The sequence below is a fragment of the Vibrio sp. RC586 genome (assembly GCF_000176715.1).
Classification (GTDB): Bacteria; Pseudomonadota; Gammaproteobacteria; order Enterobacterales; family Vibrionaceae; genus Vibrio.
In genome coordinates, this window is sequence record NZ_ADBD01000013.1 from 210,021 (window position 1) to 233,762 (window position 23,742).

At 47.2% G+C, this 23,742-nt stretch carries 19 protein-coding genes and 1 riboswitch; of the genes, 8 read left to right on the forward strand and 11 right to left on the reverse strand.

Annotated features, from left to right (window positions below):
* Positions 1-5 precede the first annotated feature (5 nt).
* The gene (locus tag VOA_RS04550; RefSeq protein ID WP_000386718.1) at positions 6-590 is read right to left on the reverse strand and encodes a LysE family translocator; all 585 of its coding nucleotides are present in this window, start codon (positions 588-590) and stop codon (positions 6-8) included.
* Between the two features lie 107 nt (positions 591-697).
* Between VOA_RS04550 and VOA_RS04545 the strand changes: the two genes are divergently transcribed.
* Positions 698-1,141, forward strand: a complete 444-nt coding sequence (locus tag VOA_RS04545) for an Lrp/AsnC family transcriptional regulator (RefSeq protein WP_000373557.1) — start codon at positions 698-700, stop codon at positions 1,139-1,141.
* An 81-nt stretch (positions 1,142-1,222) separates the two neighbouring features.
* On the opposite strand, the gene mukB is transcribed toward VOA_RS04545, so the two are convergent.
* From mukB to cmoM, 4 genes are read right to left on the reverse strand one after another with little or no spacing between them, the layout of a single operon-like run.
* Positions 1,223-5,698, reverse strand: coding sequence for a chromosome partition protein MukB (gene mukB / locus VOA_RS04540; RefSeq protein ID WP_000572789.1), 4,476 nt, complete (start codon positions 5,696-5,698; stop codon positions 1,223-1,225).
* Positions 5,695-6,417 (reverse strand): chromosome partition protein MukE, encoded by a 723-nt coding sequence (mukE, locus tag VOA_RS04535; RefSeq protein ID WP_000059638.1) that lies wholly within the window; start codon positions 6,415-6,417, stop codon positions 5,695-5,697. The genes mukB and mukE overlap by 4 nt, the downstream gene beginning before the upstream one ends.
* Positions 6,398-7,735 (reverse strand): chromosome partition protein MukF, encoded by a 1,338-nt coding sequence (mukF, locus tag VOA_RS04530; RefSeq protein WP_001288873.1) that lies wholly within the window; start codon positions 7,733-7,735, stop codon positions 6,398-6,400. Before mukF ends, mukE begins: the two co-directional genes overlap by 20 nt.
* Positions 7,736-7,746: 11 nt before the next feature.
* On the reverse strand, positions 7,747-8,529 hold the full coding sequence (gene cmoM, locus VOA_RS04525; RefSeq protein ID WP_000133898.1) for a tRNA uridine 5-oxyacetic acid(34) methyltransferase CmoM: 783 nt from the start codon (positions 8,527-8,529) through the stop codon (positions 7,747-7,749).
* A 115-nt stretch (positions 8,530-8,644) separates the two neighbouring features.
* Here cmoM and elyC point away from each other — a divergent pair, with 115 nt between their 5' ends.
* On the forward strand, positions 8,645-9,496 hold the full coding sequence (elyC, locus tag VOA_RS04520) for an envelope biogenesis factor ElyC (RefSeq protein ID WP_000462418.1): 852 nt from the start codon (positions 8,645-8,647) through the stop codon (positions 9,494-9,496).
* Between the two features lie 104 nt (positions 9,497-9,600).
* On the opposite strand, the gene torR is transcribed toward elyC, so the two are convergent.
* Positions 9,601-10,305 (reverse strand): two-component system response regulator TorR, encoded by a 705-nt coding sequence (torR, locus tag VOA_RS04515; RefSeq protein ID WP_000120289.1) that lies wholly within the window; start codon positions 10,303-10,305, stop codon positions 9,601-9,603.
* A 224-nt stretch (positions 10,306-10,529) separates the two neighbouring features.
* Here torR and torD point away from each other — a divergent pair, with 224 nt between their 5' ends.
* The 5 genes from torD to VOA_RS04490 all read left to right on the forward strand — a co-directional run bounded on the left by torD (position 10,530) and on the right by VOA_RS04490 (position 14,868).
* Positions 10,530-11,192, forward strand: coding sequence for a molecular chaperone TorD (gene torD, locus VOA_RS04510; protein WP_000613924.1), 663 nt, complete (start codon positions 10,530-10,532; stop codon positions 11,190-11,192).
* Positions 11,193-11,569: 377 nt separating this feature from the next.
* Entirely contained in the window at positions 11,570-12,580 is a 1,011-nt protein-coding gene (gene purR, locus VOA_RS04505) for an HTH-type transcriptional repressor PurR (RefSeq protein WP_000201021.1), read from the forward strand.
* 158 nt (positions 12,581-12,738) lie between these two features.
* A riboswitch (cyclic di-GMP riboswitch) is annotated at positions 12,739-12,826 on the forward strand.
* 115 nt (positions 12,827-12,941) lie between these two features.
* Entirely contained in the window at positions 12,942-13,529 is a 588-nt protein-coding gene (locus VOA_RS04500) for a TfoX/Sxy family DNA transformation protein (protein WP_001040051.1), read from the forward strand.
* A 321-nt stretch (positions 13,530-13,850) separates the two neighbouring features.
* Positions 13,851-14,540, forward strand: a complete 690-nt coding sequence (locus VOA_RS04495) for a TVP38/TMEM64 family protein (RefSeq protein WP_001035527.1) — start codon at positions 13,851-13,853, stop codon at positions 14,538-14,540.
* Between the two features lie 16 nt (positions 14,541-14,556).
* Positions 14,557-14,868: a putative signal transducing protein gene (locus VOA_RS04490; RefSeq protein WP_032468369.1), complete on the forward strand. Its 312-nt coding sequence runs from the start codon at positions 14,557-14,559 to the stop codon at positions 14,866-14,868.
* A 4-nt stretch (positions 14,869-14,872) separates the two neighbouring features.
* Here VOA_RS04490 and VOA_RS04485 read toward each other — a convergent pair whose 3' ends face one another.
* The 4 genes from VOA_RS04485 to topA form a co-directional block, all read right to left on the reverse strand.
* On the reverse strand, positions 14,873-15,679 hold the full coding sequence (locus VOA_RS04485; protein ID WP_000129534.1) for an alpha/beta fold hydrolase: 807 nt from the start codon (positions 15,677-15,679) through the stop codon (positions 14,873-14,875).
* Between the two features lie 130 nt (positions 15,680-15,809).
* Positions 15,810-17,264: a glycogen synthase GlgA gene (glgA, locus tag VOA_RS04480; protein ID WP_000436812.1), complete on the reverse strand. Its 1,455-nt coding sequence runs from the start codon at positions 17,262-17,264 to the stop codon at positions 15,810-15,812.
* A 1-nt stretch (position 17,265) separates the two neighbouring features.
* Positions 17,266-18,483, reverse strand: a complete 1,218-nt coding sequence (gene glgC / locus VOA_RS04475; protein WP_000929354.1) for a glucose-1-phosphate adenylyltransferase — start codon at positions 18,481-18,483, stop codon at positions 17,266-17,268.
* A gap of 664 nt (positions 18,484-19,147) precedes the next feature.
* Positions 19,148-21,778 (reverse strand): type I DNA topoisomerase, encoded by a 2,631-nt coding sequence (topA, locus tag VOA_RS04470; RefSeq protein WP_000520441.1) that lies wholly within the window; start codon positions 21,776-21,778, stop codon positions 19,148-19,150.
* A 336-nt stretch (positions 21,779-22,114) separates the two neighbouring features.
* Here topA and VOA_RS04465 point away from each other — a divergent pair, with 336 nt between their 5' ends.
* Positions 22,115-22,363 carry a YciN family protein gene (locus tag VOA_RS04465; protein ID WP_000066333.1) on the forward strand — a complete coding sequence of 83 codons (249 nt, stop codon included), beginning with the start codon at positions 22,115-22,117 and terminating at the stop codon, positions 22,361-22,363.
* An 89-nt stretch (positions 22,364-22,452) separates the two neighbouring features.
* Here the strand turns inward: VOA_RS04465 and aroA are convergent, their stop codons facing one another.
* Positions 22,453-23,733: a 3-phosphoshikimate 1-carboxyvinyltransferase gene (gene aroA / locus VOA_RS04460; protein WP_000445270.1), complete on the reverse strand. Its 1,281-nt coding sequence runs from the start codon at positions 23,731-23,733 to the stop codon at positions 22,453-22,455.
* Positions 23,734-23,742 lie beyond the last annotated feature (9 nt).

Sequence of the window (23,742 nt, forward strand, 5' to 3'; positions counted from 1 at the left end):
TTGCCTCAAAGCATCGGTACCACCGAAAGCAGTAACAATCCCCCCATAGCTCCATTAAACCAACGCACATAATTGGGATGATTCATCCAGTAGCTCAGTTGTTTGCCTGCGGCAGTCCACACACTGACTGAAGGTAAATTCACTAACGCAAACACCAACGCAATCAAACCGAGCTGTAACCAACTCGCATTCGGGTTAAATACACTCACCGCCGTGAGCGCCATTGACCAACCTTTTGGGTTCACCCACTGAAACAGCGCCGCCGCCACAAAAGACATCGGCTGATACTCTTGCCCCTCTTTGGAGGGCCGACTCAGAGCAATTTTGATCGCCAGATACACCAAGTACAAAGTACAGAGAATTTGTAGTCCTTGTTGAATGAGAGGATAGCGCTGAAACAGTTCCGTCAAGCCAACGCCGACCAGAAGCACCATGATGCTAAAACCAAACGTAATCCCCAGCATGTGCGGGATAGTGCGCAGAAAGCCAACATTGGCTCCCGATGTCATCAGCATGATGTTGTTAGGGCCAGGCGAAAAGGTAGAAACAAAAGCAAACGCCAATAGCGGCCCAAATAAGGTGTAATCCATAACGATGTTCTCGATTAATGTCAGATGCAAAAATATTAATCGCAGCCTGACGCAATTTTGTGTTTATATGAGCGAACAAAACACTGAATGCACAACAAAAGAGAACAATGGACAGGTTTGACGAAAGAATATTGCACGAGCTGCAACTCGATGGCCGAGTCTCCAATGTGGAGTTGGCCGAGCGCGTGGGGTTATCGCCCTCCGCAACCTTGCGTCGAGTGCAAGATTTAGAGCGTAAGAAAATTATCAAAGGCTATCGTGCGGTATTGGATAAAAACCAGCTTGAGGTGGGTTTTATCGCGTATGTAGCGATTGGCTTAAACAGCCATACCAAGCAATCACAGCTCAGTTTTGAACAGCATGTACGCTTTGCCAAAGAAGTCGTGGAATGCCACAACATCACCGGTATGAACGAATACTTGCTGCGCGTGGAAACCAAAGATTTGGTGGCTTATAAACGCTTCCATGCCGATGTGCTTGGCGAATGTGCGGTAGTCAAATCCATTACCACCATGGTGGTGATGGATTCGCCCAAAGATGAGCGACAGTAAACTCACCTACAAGCACTGCTGCAAAAAGAAACGCCTTCCAAAATGGAAGGCGTTTTCATTTCAAGCACTGATGAGTTTCGACTATTCCGTCAACTCACCGGCAAGTTCTTCGGCGAATTTCTGCTCCGCCGTTTTTGGCTTTTCAGTTTGCGCAAAACCGCGTAACCCCACCACATGTACGTGCTCGTGATCTTTAAACACTTTACGAACCAGTTTGTAAGTGGTGCCCTTCTCTGGGCTGATGTTCTCTGGCGCAGCAATCAGTAACTGCATATCCAGACGCTCACACAGCTCAAACAAGGTGGCGATGGATTTGGCATCCAGACGCGCAGCTTCATCGAGGAACAACAGGCGACACGGCACAATATCTTTACTGCGCAGACGACGCGACTCTTCTTCCCAGCTCTGCACCACCATCAGCAGGATTGACTGGCCGGTACCGATCGCTTCACCGGTCGACAGTGCGCCCGATTCAGCTTGCAGCCAACCATCCGAACCACGGTTGACTTCAACACTCAGCTCTAGGTAGTTACGGTAATCCAGCAGCTCTTCACCCAGCACTTGCGGTGAACGTTGACCCATATCGATGTGTGGGTTCACGCGTTGGAACAGTTTGGCCATCGCTTCTGAGAAGGTGTAACGCGCACTTTCAAACAGATCTTTGTGCTGCGCTTGCTGCTCAGACAATCCTGCTAAAAGGATTTCATGGCTTTCACGCACTTTCACATTCAGGCGCACGCCATTCACCTGACCAAAGGAGATGTTCGACAGTCCTTGGTTGAGCATACGGATACGGTTTTGCTCACGTTGAATGGTTTTGCGAATGATGCTGGCTACAGAATCCGAACTGATCGCCAAACGCTGTTCACGTTGAGTCAACTCTTCGGTCAAACGAGCCAGTTCCACTTCCATCTCTTCAATCGCTTCGACCGGATCGTCGGTGCGAATGATGTCTTGACGAATGCGCTCACGCAGATGCTGATACACCGCAATGTAGAACAGCACTTTACGCTCAGGACGTGAGTTATCTTCGGACTGACGCAGTGCATCACGCAGATCTTCATTGTTGGCGACCGCGAGACGCAGCGCACCCAAGGATTTATCCGACATTGAACGCAGTTCATCGGCAGATAGGTAAGCCAGCTCACGCTTGTGCAGACGACGCTCAACATCATTTTGGCGCGCAAGACGCAGTACCGAGCACCAACCCGCTTTCGCGTTCACCACGAAAGTGCGCAGATCTTGATAATCTTTCTCGACTTTCTTCATGCGCTTGACCAGCGCTTTCATTTCCAGCTCAGTAGATGTAATGGTGCGTTCGTATTCACTCTTACGGCTGCGCGAAGTGTGTAGACGCTCTTGCAGCTCATCGCGACGACGCTGAGCACGTTCAATCGCGCCCTCATCGGCATGCACGCCAAACTCTTGCAGCTCTTGTTTGAACTCTTGTACCGTTTCCAGCTTAGCTTGGTGCGAACTTTTCAGTGATGCCAACAGCTGATTGTATTGACTGAGCTGAGCTTGCGCCTGTTTCAGCTCTTCACGACTGCGGGTACGCTCACTTTCCGCCTGCACCAATTTCGCTTTCAGTTGTTCACTCAGTTCACTGCTTTGGTTAAGCAGATCCACCGAGTCGGAATAAGCAAAGTGATGACGGCGTTCAAGCAGATCCGACAGCGCAAAAATTTGCGCTTTGAGCTGCTGCAGTGCTTGGTCAGCTTGCTGGTATTGCTGCTCCAGCGCATCAAACTGCTCTGGGTCGGCATCGAGTACCGCCGCCACTTTTTCCAGCTCGCTGATGGTGCGGCCATGCGCAGCGATAAAGGCTTTTGCCTCACTCAGCTGTTGCAGTTTCTCTTCAAGCTCGTGGTAACGCGCTTCGAGCGACTCTTCGTCAAGTAGACCCATTTGCGGCGCAAGTTTGTCCAACGCAGCTAACGCTTGTTTGCTCGCTTGTAACTGGCTACGCAGTTGCTGTTCTTGCGTTTCAAATTCGCTGATCGAACGCAGCAGTTGATTACGCTTGTCGCGCGCCGTTGCCAAGGCTTGCTCAGGATCGGCATCAAACGCCACTTGCAAGTGCATCGCCACAAACTGGTTAAAGCTGGCGTACAGACGTTGCAATTTTTGCGAATCAAACGAAGCTTTCGCGTGTTGCTCAACCACTTCATCGCGCTCTTCACGCAGCAGCTCTAAACGCTGCTCACGCGCCGCGCGGCCAAACAGTGGAATGGCCGGGAAGCGCGAGTAGCGCATTTGGCGCTGGTTAAGCTGAACGCATACCGCACCTTCCAGCTCTTCGGCATTGAATGAACTGTCATCAAAGGCATCCACATCGCCTTCGATGAGGTAAAGATCTTCCGGACAGTCATCCAGTTCAACCAGTTTTTCTTTGATGCCAGAGAGATCCGACACCACAATCGCGTGACGCGCAGGACCGTACATCGCGCTGAAATACGGCGCATCATCAATGGTGATGTCGTCATAGATTTCCGACAGCAGCACACCGCCGAGCGTGTCCGCCAGACCTTTCAGACGCGGATCGTTAGAGCCCCCCGGAGACGCTAAACGCTCAATTTCGCTATCGAGTTTCGCGCGGCGCTCGGCGAGCTTATCTTTCGCCATGGATTGGGCTTTTTCCAACTCCAACACTTGCTGCATGTGCGCCATGACAGACTGACTATCCGCCAGTTCTGCACCACTTTGCTCGCGTAGCGTTTCTAACGCATCGTTAGCTTTGATCCATGCTGGCGCAATCGACTCAAAACGGGCGATTTGCGTTTGCAGTTCTTGCTCTTGATGGCGCAGTTGACCACGTTGTTCACGGCAGTTTTCCTGCTCGGTTTCCAGCTCTTCTAAGAGTGCTGAGTGGCGCTCACGCTCTAACTCGACGGTCGCGGCATCATCCAAGGCCACCATATGTTGTTTGTGGTATTGGGTTGCCAGCTCACGCACGCTGCGTTGCTGCTCAAGTTGGCGCTCAAGGTCACGTTGTTGTGCTTGCCACTGCGCTTCATTTTGCACCACATGTTGGGCTTCACGCGCTTGGCGGATCACTTGCTGCGCTTGATTCGCCGCTTCACTGCGCGCGACCTCACCCAACACGCGTTTCACCAGTTCAAACGCATGGTTGAACTGCTGCGCCGCGGCCGAAGACATATCCAGCTTGTGCTTGAGTGCCAACAGTTCGCTAGTGCGCGTTTCCTGTTCCGATTTAAGCTGAGTGGCCAACGCTTGCGCACTTTCCGCACTGAGTTCTGGCTTATCCAGTAAGCGACGCGCTTTATCGAGCGCTTGCACGGCTTGTTGGTATTGCAGAGCACGGGTTTGCTGCACATCTAGGGCTTGCTGATAATCGGCCAATTGCGATTTGAGGCTGTCGACTTCCTCTTCACTGATGGTGGCACGCTCTTCGGCCATCATCACTCGCTCATTGGCTTCTTCGACCACCATCATCTGCTCTTCGAGGCGGAAATTCAGCTCTTCGAGATCTTCTTGATAGCGTTCAATTTTTTCCTGCTGACGCAGCGCGTTTTGCACTAATTGCAGGTGGTCAGACGCGCCTTGGTAATCTTGCTCCAGCAAAGACTCTTGCTCAACCAGCAGTTCTAGCTCTTCATGAACACGGTTCAGCAAGCTGTTTTGCTCAATCAGGGTTTCACGAGAAGAGAACAACTCACCGCGCAGAACCAACGTTTGTCCCACTTTGTTGCGACGATCATTGGCGTGGCGCATGTAGTCCGCAGCCACATAATTGGTCGATTCGGTGATCAGGTGTTTGAACAGATCGCGATCCGCTTGCGTGGTCTTGATCGCTTCCAGCGTCATGCGGTTTTCACGCAGCGCGGATTCCATATCTTGGAACGCTTTCTTCACGCCGCCATTTTGTGGCAGCAGGTAATCACGCAGTGAACGGGTGATTGCACTGGAAATACCGCCGTAAAGCGAAGCTTCAATCAAACGGTAGAATTTTGAACGGTCTGAGCTGTTACGCAGCTTTTTCGGGATCACGCCAAATTCAAACATCTGCGCGTGGTAATCCACAATCGACGGGAAAGATTTGAAATGCGCGCCTTCAATTTGACCCACGGCATCTTTCACTTCATTGATTTGGCGAACTCGTGCATGTTTATCAGACACGGTTTCAACCAACACATCGGTCGGTTTAACATGGCTCGGCAGGCCTTGGATCAAGAAAGGTTTGATATCCACTTTCTTATCGCGTCCCGCCACTTGTTGCAGCTTCACCGCAAACAGTAAACGTTGGTTACGTGAGTTCACCACATCCAGCGCGGCGTAACACGCCCCCGCTTGCAGCTTACCGTACAAACCTTTATCGCGAGAAGCTTGCGAGCTCCCCGCTTCGGTGGTGTTACGGAAATGGAGCAGGCTTTGGTCTGGGATCAAAGCGGTGATAAACGCCGCCATGGTGGTAGACTTACCCGCACCGTTACCACCGGATAAAGTGGTCACTAAATTATCAATGTCAAAGGTACGCGCAAAGAAGCCGTTCCAGTTGATCATGGTTAGCGATTGATATTTACCTCGTTCAATCATGCTTCATCTTCCCACTCGGTTTGCTCTTCGTCGTACTCGGTTGCTGGGTTTTCCAACAGGCTTTGCTGGCTTGGTTCTGGGGTATGCACCACCGCTTCACCATCACGGATCAGGCGCAGCTGCGCTTCACGCACATCGCCGCCCAAACGCACATCCGCACCAAAACGAAATACCGCTTCAGTGATGCGGAATTTGCCCGTATCACCAATGGTGATCACCATACCGAGGCGACGTAAACGACGCAGCGAGGTACGTACTTTTTCAAACAGCTTCTCGCGATCCAGATCCGAGCCGCTGGCACGGTTGGTCACCAGCTTCATCAGCTTCTTCTCTTCCACCAAGGTCAACAGCTCATCGTACAGCTCTTGGTTGGTGAAAATGCCTTCGTGCGCTAAACGCTCAGGACTCAAATAGAGGAAACAGAGCACTTTACCCACCAGCATATCCAGCTCAGAGAGCACACTGCGGTTGATAAGCGAAGTGGAACGTGGACGCAGATAGAAGAAACCTTCCGGCGCGCGCACTAGTTCGGTGTGGTAGCGTTGATAAAACAGCGCCAAATCCGGTTCAAAATCCGACAGGAAGGCATGGTTATCCAAATCGTCACTGGAAACATGACGACCTGCGCGCAGCAAACTGTCTAGCGCTGGGAATAGCGGGTTCGCAATCGCTTTGGCCAGATTCTCTGGCATGTATTCATTAATATCGGTCAATGACATTCGCTTGTACCTTTGCGCCAAAATCGTTGATCGCCGTCCAGTCAGGCTGGATAGCGCGGTAGTCGGACTCGGAGTAACCCAGTCTTACCGCTTGGTCGACAACCATTCGGGCTAAATCGAAATGATGGGTTCGTGGATGGCTGGCTAAGTAATCACGTAGAGCCAACGCTAAATCAATCGCGACGCCTTGTTCTTTGTGCACTTTCAGCATGTCGCCAATCCGCTGCGCAAGTTCATCATTTACTTGTTGCAGTTCTTCGTATTCCACTTCTGTCGGCACATGGCCAGTAACTTCTTCGTCACGCAGGGTCAAAGTTTCATCACGCAGATCGGATAGACGTTCTGCATCGGCGTAAGTGAGATACCAAGGTTGTTCAAAATAGTCGTTCATTGACTGACGCAGACGTTGGCTGAACGCGCGGTTCTGGTCCATATCAATCGCGGTACGAATAAACTTGTGGACGTGGCGGTCGTAACCGATCCAAAGATCAATCGACTGCTGACCCCAACTCGTAATGCGGTCGAGCTTCATTTGCAGCGCAAACAGCGTCTCTTCGATGAAGTCCAATTCCAGATCGCCATACACGCACTCCTGAATATCGAGGATTTGCGTTTGCAACTCATCGCCTGCCGCTTGCAAGGTATCTTGCAGCTCACGCAGTGTGGCGGAAGTCTCAGACAGCAAGGCTTCACAGTTGTTGATCGCATCGCGCCAATCTTTATTCAGCAGATCCGCAATCTGTTCTTTGACCGATTGCTGCTGCTCATCCATCACACGCTGGTTAAGGTCGATGCGATCGAAGATTTCACTCACCGAATATTTGAGCACGCCAAACACGTTTTTGCGCCAATGAGCGACACTGCCACCCTGCTGCGCAGATTCCACGGCTTTCGCCATCTCATCCGCGACCATAGAGAGTTGGATAGATAGTTTCAGTTTGGAAAATTCGCGATGACGAACGTAGTAGTCGGTAATGCCGATCGCCAAAGGCGTCAGACGGTAGATGCTGGCACCTTCCGTTATTTCGCTGGTAAAACGGCTTAATAAGCGCTGCTTGACCAGATCATTAATCGCATTGTTAGCCCGAAAGGCTGAGGCTTCTCCCGATTCTGCAAACAAGCGCGTGACTATCGCGAATGCATCGTGAAGTTCCCCTTCTCCGAGCTCTTCATCAAATCTTTCATTACTGAGCACAGCAATCGCCAACAAAAATGCCAGCCGCTCAGTAGGCAGATTCAATGAGAAGTCATACTGTTTTACCCAAGTGACGAGTTCGTCGATAGGCTTTTGCACAGTATCCTGAGTAAACTCACTCATTGTGTTTCCTGTTATTGTTTTTTCTTAGCCCATACATGAATGTATCGGCCCAATGAGAGGTAAGGCTCCTGACGGCAGAATTTGCGCTCCAGTGCCACCAAATCCTCATACTGGTATTCGCCCATGTTTTTCATGTTTCCGATGTAATCACTGAAACAGCGAATACCGGATTTTCCGCAGATCTCAAAACCCGATTCTTCGATCCATTGATAGACCTCTTCGGGGAGCAAGCCTTTCTGCGGTTGTAATTTAAACCGTTTGCGGTGCGGCATATCTTCTAGCACGTGCGGAATGTTGCCACACACGGCGTTTTTGTAAACCAAACCGTGATAGTTGTAAAACATCACCGACACCATGCCGCCCGCTCTAACTTGCGCCAACAAATTTTGCAACGCTGGTTTGGGCTCCGCCAACCACTCCATCACCGCATGAAACAGCACCAAATCCACGGGCGCATCAAGGTGTGCTTGAATCGTCTGCACTGGTGAATGGACGAAGCGATACTGCTCAAGCAGGCCATTGTTTGCAATATCCTGTTCGGCCAATTGCAACATTTCCGAAGAAAGATCACAGAGTGTCACTCGATGCCCAAGGCGAGCGATTTTTTGCGATACTTGCGCCAAGCCGCCACCCGCATCGAGCACGTGCAAGGGAACTTTTTGCGTGTCCAGTTGACTGAGAAGCTGCTCCAAATCTTCCCAAACAATGACTTGGCGGATCTCACCTTTGTCAGAACCGTATATATTTTTTGCAAATTTGTGGGCAATATCGTCGAAATTGCGATCTTCTGTCACGGTAGCTTGAGTTATGATAACGAATCGTGCCCGCTATTCTGTCATAGGAATGGCAGGAATAAAGAGGCTTCGACTCTTTTTATAATCAAGTGCTGTTTTTTCGGACTGTTTTTCTATGTTTGAGCTGAAAAAAATTTTTTCTTCACTGTTAATGCCTCTGCCAGCGTTGCTGATCATTGGTTTCGTGGGCCTGATGTTGATCATGTTCACAGCAAAACGTAAAACCGGTTGTCTTGTGGTGTTGTTCTCTCTCACCGGTATTTTCTTTATCTCTTTCCAACCCATAGCGACTCGCCTCTTAATGCCACTCGAAAGAACCTATACGGCTTTTCTGCCCGTTGAGGGGACTGTCGATTACGTCATGGTATTGGGTAACGGCCATGTGGTGGACGATGATATTCCCCCAACATCTGAACTCAGCCGCGCGGCTTTAATGCGACTTGCCGAAGGCATTCGGATTAACCGTATGTATCCAGGTTCGAAAATGATCCTCTCTGGATATGCTGGAGGAAGTGAGGTAAGCCACGCACGTATGATGGCGCGTGTCGCCCTTGCACTCGGCGTACCCAAATCAGACATTATTTTGCTAGAAACCGCTAAAGATACGTGGGAAGAAGCGCGTCAAGCCGCCGCATTTGTACAGCAGAAACGTATGGTGTTAGTGACCTCGGCTAGCCACATGAAACGCGCCATGCGTGAATTTGAAGCGGCAGGGTTAAACCCAATACCTGCCCCGACCAATTTCCTCGGCCACCTGAATATTGCTCAGCCGTGGGATAAGTACATCCCTAAAGCCCGCTATCTTGAACAGACTGAACAGTATTGGTACGAAACTCTGGGATTATTGTGGCAAAAACTGCGCGATACGGTAGCAGGCGATGTAGAAACGCCTCTAGCCAATCCCGCTGTAATTGAAGAGACAGTAGCTGGCGATGCCGCGGTTGAGCCTACTCCTGCCACACCTTAAACTTTCCACGAGCGACAAAAAAACCGGCGAACTGCCGGTTTTTTTTATTTGCCTTACACTCTCTTATCAAAAGTGCTCATCAAGCAAGATGAGTTAAACCAAAGCTAATCACCCGCAAACATATAACCTTCACCATGTACGGTGACAAAAATCTGTGGGTTCTTTGGATCAATTTCCATCTTGGCGCGCATACGGCGAATCAAAACATCAATGGTACGATCGTTTGGAGCGTCCACTCGATGACTGATCATGTTCAAAATGCGCTCTCGGCTTAGCACTTGATTAGGATAAGAAGAAAGCGCTACTAAAAGCTCATATTCAGCTTTAGTTAACTTTACTGGCTCGCCGTTACGGCTAAGTGCACGACGCTGAACATCAAATGTCCACTCACCAAAATAAACCAGTTTATCGTCTTGCTTGTCTGCACTGTTATCACGACGAGCAAGGCAAATACGCCACAACAAGTTCTTAACTCGCACTTGCAGCTCACGTAAATCAACGGGTTTTGTGACATAGTCGTCTGCCCCCATTTCAAGGCCAACGATTTTGTCGATACTGTCTGTGCGTCCTGTCACTAAAATAATGCCAATCTCCGATTGGCCGCGTAGTTCTCGCGTCAATAGCAAACCATCTTCACCGGGCAAATTAATGTCCAGCAACACCAGATCAATATCATTGAGTTCTAGTGCTTCTCTCATTTGCGCTCCGCTTTCCGCCTGTGTGACTTGGTAGCCTTCGTTTTGAAAGTAACCACTCAACTTACTGCGGGTAACGAGATCGTCTTCAACCACAAGTACGTGATAGCTCATAATGCACCATTTTAAATAACTGGATTTATCGCAGGGTTATTCTATTCATATTTATTAATATTTCGAGAAAAATCGTGAGAAACATCACTTTTTCTTGATGCAACTCAAGCCCCACTCAGCACATTCACAACTCATTTGCATCTTTTCACAAATAGACATGTTCAGCATGATAGCTGTTCATTTTTATGGTTTAGACTAAGAGCCAACCGATTGGGAGTGCAAAAATGATACAAGAACTGAAAATCCTCAATGAAAAACGCGCAGAAGTCTATTGGTGGTTGTCGAGCCTATTTATTAAAGAGCTGACTGAACAAGATCTCGCACACTACCATTCAGCGGAAATCCGCACATTTTTGACTGGACTCGCGGCAGAAGAAAGCCTAACCACAGATGTGAAAAGTTTGATAGAAGCGCTGAATCGTTTGCAAGATAGAACCGATGCTCAGCTTGAACTTGCTGCGGATTTCTGTGATTTATTTTTGAAGTCCGATCGTGATTCAGCTCTACCTTACGCATCTGTCTACACGGATAAAGGGCTACTAAACGGTAAACCCGCACAAAAAATGCGCGAGCTTCTCGCCACGCAAGGCGTTAAGGTGGCTCAAAACCTCAATGAACCCGCCGACCATCTCGCAATTCAGCTCGATTTTTTGGCTCACCTTGCCATTAGTGCTAATCAAAATGAACAGGCTGCGGACTTGGATAACGCATCGAAAGCACAAGCTGAATTTATCGAACAACACTTACTCAACTGGTTACCCACCTTTGTTGAGCGTTGCACTCAATTTGATGACTTTGGACTTTACGCAGCCGTTGCTCGTTTAACATTGGCATTCGTGAGACAAGACAAAGATTACCTTCAAGAGCTGAATACGAATATCGAATAAGTGTCTTGTCACTCTCTTACTTAAGGTTGCCGTTCAACACCAAACTGACTCTTTGGCACAGTAAATAGAGTTTGCCTAGACGAATTGATCGCGAAATAACTTAAAGTTTGATGAATGAATTTCGTTGCGGTGAACAGATTTGCAGTCTAAAATCCACCCGCAAACGATAAAAAACGAATAAAAATATAAACCGCTAATTTTTGGCGGTTTTTGTATTTTTATTACTTTAGGCATTGTGATTGAAGCGCTTTACGTACGGCCTAGTACCGCTCATTGCTGCACAGAGTGTGAAGATTCGCTCAGTCTCGCCTTACTTCTGCTGATTTAATTAACCAATAATATTCGCTGGCATCAGCAGTCATCGACAGGAACACTCTATGGCTACGATTAAAGATGTGGCACGCCTTGCTGGCGTGTCAACGACTACCGTCTCTCACGTCATTAACAAAACTCGTTTTGTGGCTGAAACCACACAGGAGAAAGTGCAAGAAGCGGTTAAACAGCTCAACTATGCTCCTAGCGCTGTTGCACGGAGCTTGAAATGTAACACCACTCGCACCATCGGCATGTTAGTGACGCAATCCACTAACTTGTTCTTCTCTGAAGTGATTGATGGCGTAGAAAGCTACTGTTATCGCCAAGGTTACACTCTGATCTTGTGTAACACAGGCGGCATCTATGAAAAGCAACGTGATTACATTCGCATGTTGGCTGAAAAACGGGTTGATGGCATTTTGGTCATGTGTTCAGACTTGACCCAAGAGCTACAAGAGATGCTGGATGCACACAAAGACATTCCAAAAGTAATCATGGATTGGGGTCCAGAAACCTCACACGCTGATAAAATCATCGACAATTCAGAAGAAGGTGGTTACTTGGCTACCAAATACCTGACTGACCGTGGTCATACTGATATTGCATGCTTAAGCGGTCACTTTGTTAAAGCAGCATGCCAAGAGCGTATTCAAGGCTTCCGCCGTGCTATGGCTGAGGCAAAATTGCCGGTTAATGAAGATTGGATTTTAGAAGGCAACTTTGAGTGTGATACGGCGGTGCTAGCTGCCGATAAAATCCTTGCTATGGATAAGCGTCCAACTGCGGTGTTTTGTTTCAACGATACTATGGCACTTGGTTTGATGAGCCGTCTGCAACAAAAAGGCATCCGTGTACCTGAAGACATTTCCGTGATTGGCTACGACAACATTGAATTAGCGGAATATTTCTCACCACCGCTGACTACCGTACACCAACCGAAACGTCGTGTCGGGAAAAACGCCTTTGAAATTTTGTTAGAGCGCATCAAGGATAAAGAACACGAACGTCGAATTTTCGAAATGCATCCTGAAATTGTCGAGCGCGACACAGTGAAAGACTTGACAAAAAACTAACTTTCTTGACAATTCATGACGCCTATATTTGAAAGCTTGTCACATAAATTTGACAAAACCTATGTAGCATAGGTATTAATAACTTAGCTTATTCTCACATTTGAAATACCAAGTTGTGAGAATAAGCCAAGATTGGTTAATTTTTATCAGGAAAAATGTCACGCACAGGGCAAACCATTTGAAAAAGTGGGACGCAAAGCCTCCGGCCTAAACCAAAAGTTTATGGTAGGTAGCGGGGTTACCGATGGCAAAAAATGCATACACTATGTTGACTCATCATTGACATGGCCGATGCATGCATTTGCTAATTTTCTCGGACCTGATTTGGTGGCGTATGTAACAATACTCCGAGACTAACAGCATGAATAAACCAGTATTAAAAGATTCAATGCGGCTCTTTGAGCAGCTAGGACGTGTGAAATCTCGTTCAATGTTTGGTGGCTTTGGTATTTTCGTCGACGAAACTATGTTTGCGCTTGTGGTTAATGAAACGCTGCACATCCGTGCGGACGATGCCACAATCGAAAAATTCAAACTACAAGGTTATGAACCTTACGTTTATAAGAAACGTGGCTTTCCTGTCGTAACTAAGTACTACGCTTTACCTGAAGATTGTTGGAGCAATCCAACCTCCATCTTAACTGAAGCTCGCGCTGCACTTGAAGTCGCTAAGGCAGAGCGTGAAACGCAAGCTCAAGCAAAACCTGAGCGCTTAAAAGATCTGCCTAACTTACGCTTGGCAACCGAAAGGATGCTCAAAAAAGCAGGGATTGAGAATGTTGAATCACTACACTCTCATGGTGCTGTTGAAGCGTATAAAGCGATTCAGCGTACTCACTCAGCAGAAGTTAGCTTAGAGTTGCTATGGGCTCTAGAAGGTGCGATTGAAGGTAAGCATTGGTCAGTGATCCCACAAAATCGTCGTGATGAACTCTTGAGGCACCTCTAACCTACTGTTTTAGGTTCATAATCACGTCAAGATTTAGGTGTGAACACACCAAGACATACGTACATATAACGTGTCCATCTGGGCACGTTATTTTTTGAAAGAAATCCTGCTCTTCCCCTTTCTTTATTCTTAGAGTCTCAGCAATCACGCCTAATTTGGCGAGTTTGAACTCAGTGAGTATGTGTGTATTCATTCCTGAGGCTGTTAGGTATTGGCTACGCTGACTTGCTGCCAACCTGCAACTCCAAATAGTTTGGGTATACTTGACTTAAGTGTTTTGTCACTTGCCAAAACATCGAAATGATTACTAGGTATCTTTACATGAATAAAAAACTCATCATTGCCTTAATTTTGATCGCGATTACCGCCATCTTGGTGACGCAATTTAGCCAATATCTCACGTTGGATATGGCGAAAGCCAAACAAGCAGAATTAGCAAGCTATATTGATGCCCATCTATTGCAAGCCGCTTTCATTTACTTTGTGGTATATGTTTTATTGACTGCGTTTTCCATCCCTGGAGCAACCGTTGTTACTCTACTGGGTGCTGCGCTGTTTGGTTTTTGGCTCAGTCTACTACTTGCTTCCTTCGCTAGTACCATTGGCGCAACCCTCGCATTCCTCAGTAGTCGCTTTCTTTTGCGTGACTGGGTTCAAGCGAAGTTTGCCGATAAACTGTTAACCATCAACCAAGGTGTTGAGCGAGATGGTGCGTTTTACTTACTCTCACTACGCCTCATCCCGATTTTCCCTTTCTTTTTGATTAACTTGGTTATGGGACTGACCCCAATCTCTGTTTGGCGCTACTACTGGGTAAGCCAACTAGGTATGCTACCCGGCACAGCGGTTTATCTGAATGCGGGTACACAATTGGCGGAAATTTCAAGTTTAGGTGAAATCGTGTCCTTCCCTGTCCTTGCTTCATTTGTGCTACTAGGGGTATTCCCAATTATCGTTAAGTGGTTGATGAATAAGTTCCAGCAACGCACCATCCAATCTTCAATTAAGTAAGCATCTAATTGTTAGCATGAAGATTTACACTGCCTCTAACCCATTGGAAGCCCATATGCTGATGCAACTACTGCGTCAGCAGGGCATTCGGTGTGAGATGCGGGGAGAAATGTTGTTTGCGCTGCGCGGTGAGATTCCAATAGATCAAAATAGCGCACCATCGTTATGGCTCGTGAATCCTTCACAGCAAAAGGCAGCTGAACAAATTATCGCTGATTTTTTTAATCCGCCCGCAATAACTCGCTGGCAATGCCCTGAATGTGGTGAAAGCCACGAAGGGCAATTTGCGGTTTGTTGGCAGTGTGGTTATACCCAGCTTGATGATTAAAGGATTAGCTGATCTGACGTTGGATAAACTCGATGGAGCGTTGATTAAATAGATCCGGCTGTTCAACATTACAGACATGACCACAGCCGGGAATTTCATACAGCTCACTCTGCGCATGCAGCGCCACCATCTCTTTTACTGGGTGAATAAACATGTAATCCTTTTCTCCCATTAAATACAGTGTTGGAATTGGTAGCTCGCGATCACGAAAATAACGCATAAGTGGGTTAACTTCCGCCGTTAAAGTAAACCAACGCTTAAATTCTTTTTGACACAGCTTCTGAGCTTCACGAATAAAGAGGTGGCGAGACTCTTTCTGGTTACGCTGTGGCATAACGATATAAGCAAACAATCGATAGAGCCACATGTAAGGGATCAGGTGCTTGCTCAAATGCCCTAGCTTAACCAACACTTGCGAGCGTGTATTAAGCCGAGTTACGGCGCCACCAAGCACCATAGAGCTAACACGATGTGTCGCCAGTTCAGCCAGATTGCGCACTATGATGGTACCCAGCGACATTCCGACAAAGTGCGCGGACTGGATTTTCAGGTGATCCAATACTCTAAGTACATCAAGAGTCACCGTTTTAAAGGTATAGCGATTGGCAATCCAATCTCTAAGTAATCGGTTTGATTTACCATGCCCACGTAAATCGATGAGTAACAAGTTAAAATGCTGGCGATAGGCTTTGATCTGCTTAAACCAAATTGACGAACTGCCCCCAGCGCCATGCACAAAAACCACCCACTCGTTACTGGTCGGGTGCAGATAGGTTTTATGAAATAGGACATTTTCAGCGATATCAGTCATCGGAACCTCTTTATTGCGCAGGCCAAGACTACCATAAACTGTATGGAGAGAATGCTTTCTGTTGTAAGAAACTGTTCAAACAACCAGAAAAACAAAGGCACCAACGGGTGCCTTTCACAAACCATCATCATTAGCCAAATCGCGCTAGCCGGTACATCTTCATGTACTCTTGCGCAGACTCTTCCCAGCTAAAGTTTTGCAACATGGCTCGTTGCTGTACTTTCTGCATCTCCTCAGGCTCTTGGAGATAGAACAGCAATGCACGCTGCATGGTGATCAGTAATGCTTCCGGTGTTGGTTCAAGATAACCAAATCCCGTTGCTCGCTCAGGGAACTTATCGTAGTCATTCACCGTATCTTTCAAACCACCGACTTCCCGAACAATAGGCAAAGTACCATAAGCCATGCTGTAAATCTGATTCAGACCACAGGCTTCAAACTCTGATGGCATCAAGAAGAAATCCGCCCCAGCTTCAACCCAGTGTGCTAAACGTTCACTGTATGTCTCTACAAAAGCAAACTTATTGTGCTGAGCATGAGCGATTTTATTAAGCCGCGCCGCAACCTCTGGTTCCCCCGTACCCACAATCACTAGTTGAACTTTATTACGCAAAAACTGCTCTAAAATGGGCAACAAGTAGTGGAAGCCTTTTTGATGAGTGAGGCGGCACACCATACCGAACATTGGCACATCGGCCACAGGCAGATGCAGTTCCTCTTGCAAAGCGGTTTTACACAGCGTTTTCCCTTTACGCATTGAGCTAGGCTCAGCACTGTAAGTGGTTGGTAAATAATGATCCGTTTCCGGGCTCCATTCGCTGTAATCACAGCCATTGACGATGCCGTGTAAATCCCGAGCGCGACGAACAAAGTCATCCACTAAACCATGCGCGCCAAGCGGGGTGAGTAGCTCAGAGGCATAGTTCGGGCTGACGGCGTTAATTTTATCGGCAAAAGCAATCCCAGCACGCAGCATACTGACATGGTCATAACCATATTGCAGGAACTCCATTCCAGACAAATTAAGCTCTGGGATCACTTCAAGTTGGTGATAAGAGAAAATGCCTTTGAATATGGCGTTATGTACCGTGAGTACACTTTTTACTTGCTCGAAGAAACTGTCATAGCGGTAACGAGTTTTGAGTAAGAATGGGACTAACCCCGTGTGCCAATCATTGGCGTGAATAATATCCGGCTGAATCCCCAATTTAGGGAGTACGTCCAAACACGCTGCGGAGAAAAAACCAAACCGTTCACCATTATCGGCATACGCCTGATTATTCTCTGCATACAGCGCCGGGCGATCAAAATAGGCTGGACAGTCAATCAAATAGACTGGAACTCCATCGAGATCTTGCTTAAGCACTCGATAACGAGTGTGTGGCCAATGAGTCAGTTCTGTTTCCAGAACCAACTCGGCCTCTTCCCTACCCGGAACTGAACGATAAGCAGGTAGCACAATAGCTACCCGCTGATGCAACGCTTTCAACGCCTGTGGTAGCGCTTTTGCCACATCGGCTAAGCCCCCACTTTTTACCAGCCCCTGCACTTCTGAAACGGTAAACCAAACGTTGAGTTGTTCCATTCTAGAATCCTACCTTTGTACCTTTTGCAATCACCACAATCCCTTCATCGGACACATGGAAACGTTTTCTGTCCATTTCCAGATCTTCACCGATGATAGTACCAGCAGCAATTTCTACATCTTTATCGATAATTGTGCGTTTAATTGTGCAACCTGCACCAATTTTTACATCGCCCAAGATAACAGATTCACTGATGAAAGAGCCAGCCGCAATATTACTGCGGAATCCCAATACCGATTTATAGATAGTGGAACCTTGAATATAGCTTCCTCCAGAAATGAGGCTATCGGTTATTTCGACTTTATTATGTCCTACATCCACAAACGTAGCTGGAGGTAAAGGCGGATAATACGTGTGCAACTGCCAACTGCGGTTATACAAGGAGAACGGAGGCTCTTGATCGAGCAGGTCCATATGAGCAGCCCAATACGACTCAATCGTGCCGACATCGCGCCAATAAGTAGACTCTTTCTCGCCCTTAATCTTGTTGGTCGTAAAGTCATAGACGTAAACGTTACCGCGCGGGAACATTTTCGGGATAATGTCTTTCCCAAAGTCATGGCTAGATTGGTTGTTCTCCGCATCTTCACGCAGTTCTTTGCTTAGCGTTTCCGCTTCAAAAATGTAGTTACCCATCGAGACCAGTGCCCACTCAGGCTCACCAGGAATCGCTTTAGGATTATTCGGTTTCTCTTCGAAACCAATCATTTTGCCGTGCTCATCGACCTCAATGACCCCAAATTGCGAAGCTTGGCTAATCGGCATACGCAATGCAGAAACCGTCAACTCAGCTTCCATACGGCGATGGAAATCCAACATTTGGCGAATATCCATTTTGTAGATATGGTCAGAACCAAATATACAGACTTGATCGGGAGCCACGATTTCCACAAAACGCAGGTTTTGATAAATCGCATCGGCCGTACCTTCATACCAACGTTTTCCATCACGCATTTGCGCAGGAATAATGTCGATAAAGCGATCCGTGATCCCAGAAAGGTTCCAGCCTTTTTTCATGTGTAGGTACAAGGATTGTGATTTAAATTGCGTCAAAACGTAGATACGCATTAAATCAGCATTCACAAAGTTGTTGAGTGCAAAGTCGATTAAACGATAACTTCCACCAAAAGGAACTGCCGGCTTGGTACGGGTTTCAGTCAACGGTTTCAACCGTGAACCTTCTCCACCCGCCAAAATCATGCCTAATACTCCAGCCATGTGTGTTCTCCATTCTTTTATAATATTTACCGAACCACAGAATAGGTTTCACTTTGGGGATATGTGGTGCGGCGATCCATGCAAACCGACAGCAAACAAATACGACAGCCAGCAAAAAATATGCTGAATAAACAATGCAATCGGTTGGCTATACGTTATCGAATCCGCAGCAGAATACCAATCTATTTCTTGAAATCTCCGTAGTGAACAAGTGAATGATGGAAAAGACTTATTCCAACTCACACTCTGTTGGTGGTTCAATTTCATAAATCTAACATTAAGGAATAACGCATTATTCGGTTACTGAAGTCAGTTCACCTCCTGGGCCGATAACATATGAGTAGCGAAATGTTTCGCCAATAGGCTTAAAAGAATGAATCGTGGATAAAAATCGGACTGAGAAAGAGCTTGGTGGATTGGAGTGCTATACCTATGAATAGGCAGCTCCAGCTCCGGTTAAAAAAGGCTCAAAATTGAGTGGTTAAAACCATAGTAGGCAGGAAGAAGTGGCAAGACTCTCTCTTGAGTCACACTCTGGAAAATTGATTGTGCAAGACATCAGTATAGAAATGAGGATTCTCAGAAGCGCTTCACAATACGTGAACCACAAATAAGACAAGGCAGCGAAAGCTGCCTTGTCGTGTCTTAAAATGAACAACTAAGACTATTTGGCGTTTTTACGCTTATCAGTGACGAGCCATTTCCCCTCTTGGTAAACAGCCATCCAACCTGATGGTTTGCCATCCGTTTCGGTGCGTACATAATGCTCTTTCTCTTTACGAGAGAAACGCACTACCGCCGGTAAACCATCAGGATCCTGTTCGGGTGCTGAGGTCAGATACTGGTATTTTTCTGGTAACCGTTCTGCGAAACGCTTCAGTTCTTCCACTAAAGGCGCGCGAGTTTCACGAGATTTAGGGAAATTGCTAGCAGCCAAGAACAAACCAGACGCCCCATCACGTAGCACAAAATACGCATCCGAGTTTTCGCACGGTAGCTCAGGGAAATGCACTGGTTCTTCTTTTGGTGGCGCAACTTCACCATTTTTCAATATCTTACGAGTGTTTTTACAAGTGTCATTGGTGCAGCCCATGTATTTACCAAAGCGACCATTTTTCAACACCATGTCTGAGCCACACTTATCACATTCGACCGTTGGACCTTCGTAGCCTTTAACTTTAAATTCACCCTCTTCAACGATGAAACCTTCACAGTTCGGGTTGTTACCACAAACATGCAGTTTACGTTTATCGTCGATTAGATACGCATCCATCGCTGTTTCACAAATAGGACAACGTTTCTTGGCACGTAGAGCGGCGGTTTCAACATCTTCTTCTAAAACGTTGATAACGCCCTCTTCATCCCCCAGATTGATGGTGGTTTTACAACGCTCTTTTGGTGGCAATGCATAACCAGAGCAGCCTAAAAACACGCCTGTCGATGCTGTACGGATACCCATTGGGCGCGAACAGGTTGGACACAAGATGTTCGTCATAACAATGTGGTTAGGCTTCATGCCGCCAACACTTTCATCTTGCTCCGCGGTTTCTAAATCTCGACTAAAATCAGCGAAGAAGTCATCCAGTACCGCCGTCCAGTTCACCTCTCCTTCCGCGATTTGGTCGAGTTTTTCTTCCATACGTGCGGTAAAGTCGTAGTTCATCAGATCGTCAAAATTTTCATCCAGACGATCGGTAACAATTTCACCCATTTTTTCTGCAAAGAATCGACGCTGGTCGACTTTCACATAGCCACGGTCTTGAATCGTCGAGATAATCGAAGCGTAGGTTGATGGGCGGCCAATGCCACGTTTCTCTAGCTCTTTTACCAGAGCGGCTTCTGTAAAGCGTGCAGGCGGTTTGGTGAAGTGCTGTTTCGGATCTAAACTGACTAACTTTAGGCTGTCACCGACTTTCACCGGTGGCAGGATCTGATCTTCATTTTTGCCCAACGGACGCTGTACACGAGTCCAACCATCAAACTTGAGGATTCGACCTTTCGCTTTCAGAGTAAACTCAGCCGCTTTGACACTGACTGTGGTTGAATCGTATTGTGCTGGCGTCATTTGACACGCGACAAATTGATTCCAGATCAGGGCATACAGTTTGTGCGCATCCGCTTCCATTCCTTCCAGATCGTCAGCAGTGACGGTGACATCCGAAGGACGAATCGCTTCGTGAGCCTCTTGTGCATTTTGCTTGCTGCCGTACACATTTGGCTGGCTCGGTAAATAAGCTTCACCGTAATGTTTAGCAATATAACCACGTAGATTGTCTACTGCTTCTGCACTCAAGTTAGTTGAATCAGTACGCATGTAGGTGATGTAACCCGCTTCATAAAGACGCTGAGCGAGCATCATGGTCTTTTTCACCCCGTAGCCTAAGCGTGTACTTGCCGCTTGCTGCAAGGTTGAAGTAATAAATGGTGCACTTGGTTTGCTGCTCGTTGGCTTGTCTTCGCGTTTGCACACTTCGTACTGCGCCTTATTGAGCGCAGAAACCGCTTTCAAAGCTTCAGTTTCGTTGACAGGCTTGAACGCTAGGCCATCTTTTTGTGCCACCAGCAGGCGAAAATCTTGCTTATCTGCGGTCAATGTATCCGCGTTGATATCCCAAAATTCTTCCGGCACAAACGCTTTGATTTCACGTTCACGCTCAACCAAGAGTTTCACTGCAACAGACTGTACGCGACCTGCAGAGAGGCCACGTGCCACTTTTTTCCATAGCAGTGGAGAAACCATGAAGCCCACCACGCGATCCATGAAACGACGCGCTTGCTGAGCGTTTACGCCATCCATATTCAATTCTCCAGGCTGTTGGAATGCCTGCTGAATCGCATTTTTGGTGATCTCGTTAAATACTACTCGTTTGTATCGCTTTTCATCGCCGCCGATGATCTCACGAAGGTGCCAAGCGATGGCCTCTCCCTCGCGGTCCAAGTCGGTTGCGAGATAAACGCTGTCTGCGTCTTTCGCGAGCTTTTGCAGCTCTGCCACCACTTTCTCTTTGCCGGGCAGAATTTGATAATTCGCTTCCCAACCGTGATACGGATCGACACCCATCTTTTTGATCAGTGCTGAGCGCTCTTTTTCACGCTTTTGCTGCTCTTTATCAGCGATAGATTGCTTTTTAGTCGAAGTGGCTGCAGCTTTACCGGTTGGTGTGGTAGTTTGTCCTGCCGTAGGCAGATCACGAACGTGTCCCACACTGGATTTCACGATAAAGTCTTTACCAAGGTACTTATTGATGGTTTTAGCCTTGGCTGGCGACTCGACGATAACGAGTGATTTACCCATATTGACTCAAATGTCCTTCATCATTTGGCGATTTCTAAATCGCATGACGTTCTAAAATGTAATTCTTTTTTTACTATCGAGCCAGATAACAAGAAGATCAACTTGTTTTTTCTAAAAGCTTTTTATTTGCTCGACAAATCGACGAAATGTTGTTCTGCTGTCAAAAACGCGCCCATACTAAAGTGAAGCGCGCCACACCGCGACCCCAAAACAACGAAATATGCAATAACTCACAAATTCATCAAGAGAATAAATCGTCCTTTTCCTGCTTTCTGTCAAGGCTAGAACCTGTTACAAACTTATACTGTCTGCCTCAGAAGGTAAGGAGTAACGACCATGAGCAATAAAAAACCAATCAGCGAATTTGACCTATTACTGATCGCAAACCAGCTAATTCAAGATCATGAATGCTACATCGAAGGTATGCGCGCCACACAAGTGGAAGAAAAGGAAGATGTTTTAGTTTTCAAAGGCGAATACTTCCTCACTGAGCAAGGTCTGCCGACGGAGAAAACTACGGCTGTATTCAATATGTTCAAATACCTCGCTCATCAGCTCTCACCTGAATTTACCGTTCAAAAATAATAAAAGCCTCGTAATGAGGCTTTTATTTCATCAAGTTACAACCCATGTTTCTAAAAAGTGGCCGTTTATGGCTACTTTTTGGTTCGGCGCTACTGGCTTAACTGTGCGAACTTCTCAAAATAATCCGGGAAGGTTTTTGAAGTGCATTTCGGGTCATTGATCGTCACCTGTGTATCACTCAACGCGACCAGAGAAAAACACATGGCCATGCGATGGTCATCATAGGTATCGATCGCTGCATGGATGAGCTTGGCTGGCGGAGTGATCACAATGAAATCCTCTCCTTCTTCTACCGTAGCACCCACTTTACGCAATTCAGTGGCCATCGCCGCCAATCGGTCGGTCTCTTTCACGCGCCAGTTGTAAACATTACGAATGGCCGTTGTACCTTTGGCAAACAGCGCTGTTGTGGCAATCGTCATCGCCGCATCTGGGATATGGTTAAAATCGAGATCAACCGCATTAAGCTCACCACGACGTGCAATGACGTAATCATCACCCCACTCAATCTGTGCACCCATTTTCTCTAAAGCATCAGCAAACTGAATATCACCTTGGATGCTGTTCTTACCAATGCCCGTCACTTTCACTTCACCGCCTTTAATCGCTGCTGCGGCAAGAAAATAGGACGCAGAAGAGGCATCACCTTCGACTAAAAAGTTTCCGGGGGAAACATAAGATTGGCCTGCAGGGATCACAAACTCTTGGTAATCGTGGTTGATCACCTGTACGCCAAACTGTTCCATGATGTGAAGCGTAATATCGATGTACGGTTTGGAAACCAATTCACCCACGATTTTGATCGTGACTTTACCCTGCGCTAGTGGAGCAGACATTAAAAAGGCGGTCAAAAACTGGCTAGAGATTGAACCATCGATAGTCACAGTTCCTGCTTGCAATCCCGAACCTTGAATACGTAGAGGTGGGAAATTTTCCTGCTCCAAATACTCAATTTGCGCTCCAGCTTGACGCAGTGCATCCACTAAATGGCCAATTGGGCGCTCTTTCATGCGCGGCTCCCCCGTCAGCACATAGTCGCCTTGACCAAGGCATAGAGCCGCCGCCAAAGGACGCATTGCCGTGCCCGCATTGCCCAAAAACAGCTCTAGTGGTTGAGTGGTTTGAAACGCTTGTCCGAGCCCTTCCACTTCACATGTGGTTTTATCTGCCGAGAGGCGATAGTTCACGCCAAGTTTCGTCAATGCATTGAGCATATGACGAATGTCATCGCTATCGAGCAAGTTAGTGAGACGGGTCGTGCCAGAGGCTAACGCAGCCAACAAGAGTGCACGGTTTGAGACGCTTTTTGAACCAGGAAGATTTACTTCCCCTGAGATGAGATTAATCGGTTGTAAAGTCAAGCTTTCCATTGGATGTTG

Bases quoted from the DNA above. Each gene is read 5' to 3' on its own strand.
- mukB (WP_000572789.1), bottom strand. From the start codon at position 5,698: ATGATTGAACGAGGTAAATATCAATCGCTAACCATGATCAACTGGAAC.
- mukE (WP_000059638.1), bottom strand. From the start codon at position 6,417: ATGTCATTGACCGATATTAATGAATACATGCCAGAGAATCTGGCCAAA.
- glgC (WP_000929354.1), bottom strand. From the start codon at position 18,483: ATGGCTGGAGTATTAGGCATGATTTTGGCGGGTGGAGAAGGTTCACGG.
- mukF (WP_001288873.1), bottom strand. From the start codon at position 7,735: ATGAGTGAGTTTACTCAGGATACTGTGCAAAAGCCTATCGACGAACTC.
- glgA (WP_000436812.1), bottom strand. From the start codon at position 17,264: ATGGAACAACTCAACGTTTGGTTTACCGTTTCAGAAGTGCAGGGGCTG.
- VOA_RS04500 (WP_001040051.1), top strand. From the start codon at position 12,942: ATGAATAAACCAGTATTAAAAGATTCAATGCGGCTCTTTGAGCAGCTA.
- topA (WP_000520441.1), bottom strand. From the start codon at position 21,778: ATGGGTAAATCACTCGTTATCGTCGAGTCGCCAGCCAAGGCTAAAACC.
- VOA_RS04490 (WP_032468369.1), top strand. From the start codon at position 14,557: ATGAAGATTTACACTGCCTCTAACCCATTGGAAGCCCATATGCTGATG.
- aroA (WP_000445270.1), bottom strand. From the start codon at position 23,733: ATGGAAAGCTTGACTTTACAACCGATTAATCTCATCTCAGGGGAAGTA.
- torR (WP_000120289.1), bottom strand. From the start codon at position 10,305: ATGAGCTATCACGTACTTGTGGTTGAAGACGATCTCGTTACCCGCAGT.
- purR (WP_000201021.1), top strand. From the start codon at position 11,570: ATGGCTACGATTAAAGATGTGGCACGCCTTGCTGGCGTGTCAACGACT.
- torD (WP_000613924.1), top strand. From the start codon at position 10,530: ATGATACAAGAACTGAAAATCCTCAATGAAAAACGCGCAGAAGTCTAT.
- VOA_RS04550 (WP_000386718.1), bottom strand. From the start codon at position 590: ATGGATTACACCTTATTTGGGCCGCTATTGGCGTTTGCTTTTGTTTCT.
- VOA_RS04545 (WP_000373557.1), top strand. From the start codon at position 698: ATGGACAGGTTTGACGAAAGAATATTGCACGAGCTGCAACTCGATGGC.
- VOA_RS04485 (WP_000129534.1), bottom strand. From the start codon at position 15,679: ATGACTGATATCGCTGAAAATGTCCTATTTCATAAAACCTATCTGCAC.
- VOA_RS04495 (WP_001035527.1), top strand. From the start codon at position 13,851: ATGAATAAAAAACTCATCATTGCCTTAATTTTGATCGCGATTACCGCC.
- VOA_RS04465 (WP_000066333.1), top strand. From the start codon at position 22,115: ATGAGCAATAAAAAACCAATCAGCGAATTTGACCTATTACTGATCGCA.
- elyC (WP_000462418.1), top strand. From the start codon at position 8,645: ATGTTTGAGCTGAAAAAAATTTTTTCTTCACTGTTAATGCCTCTGCCA.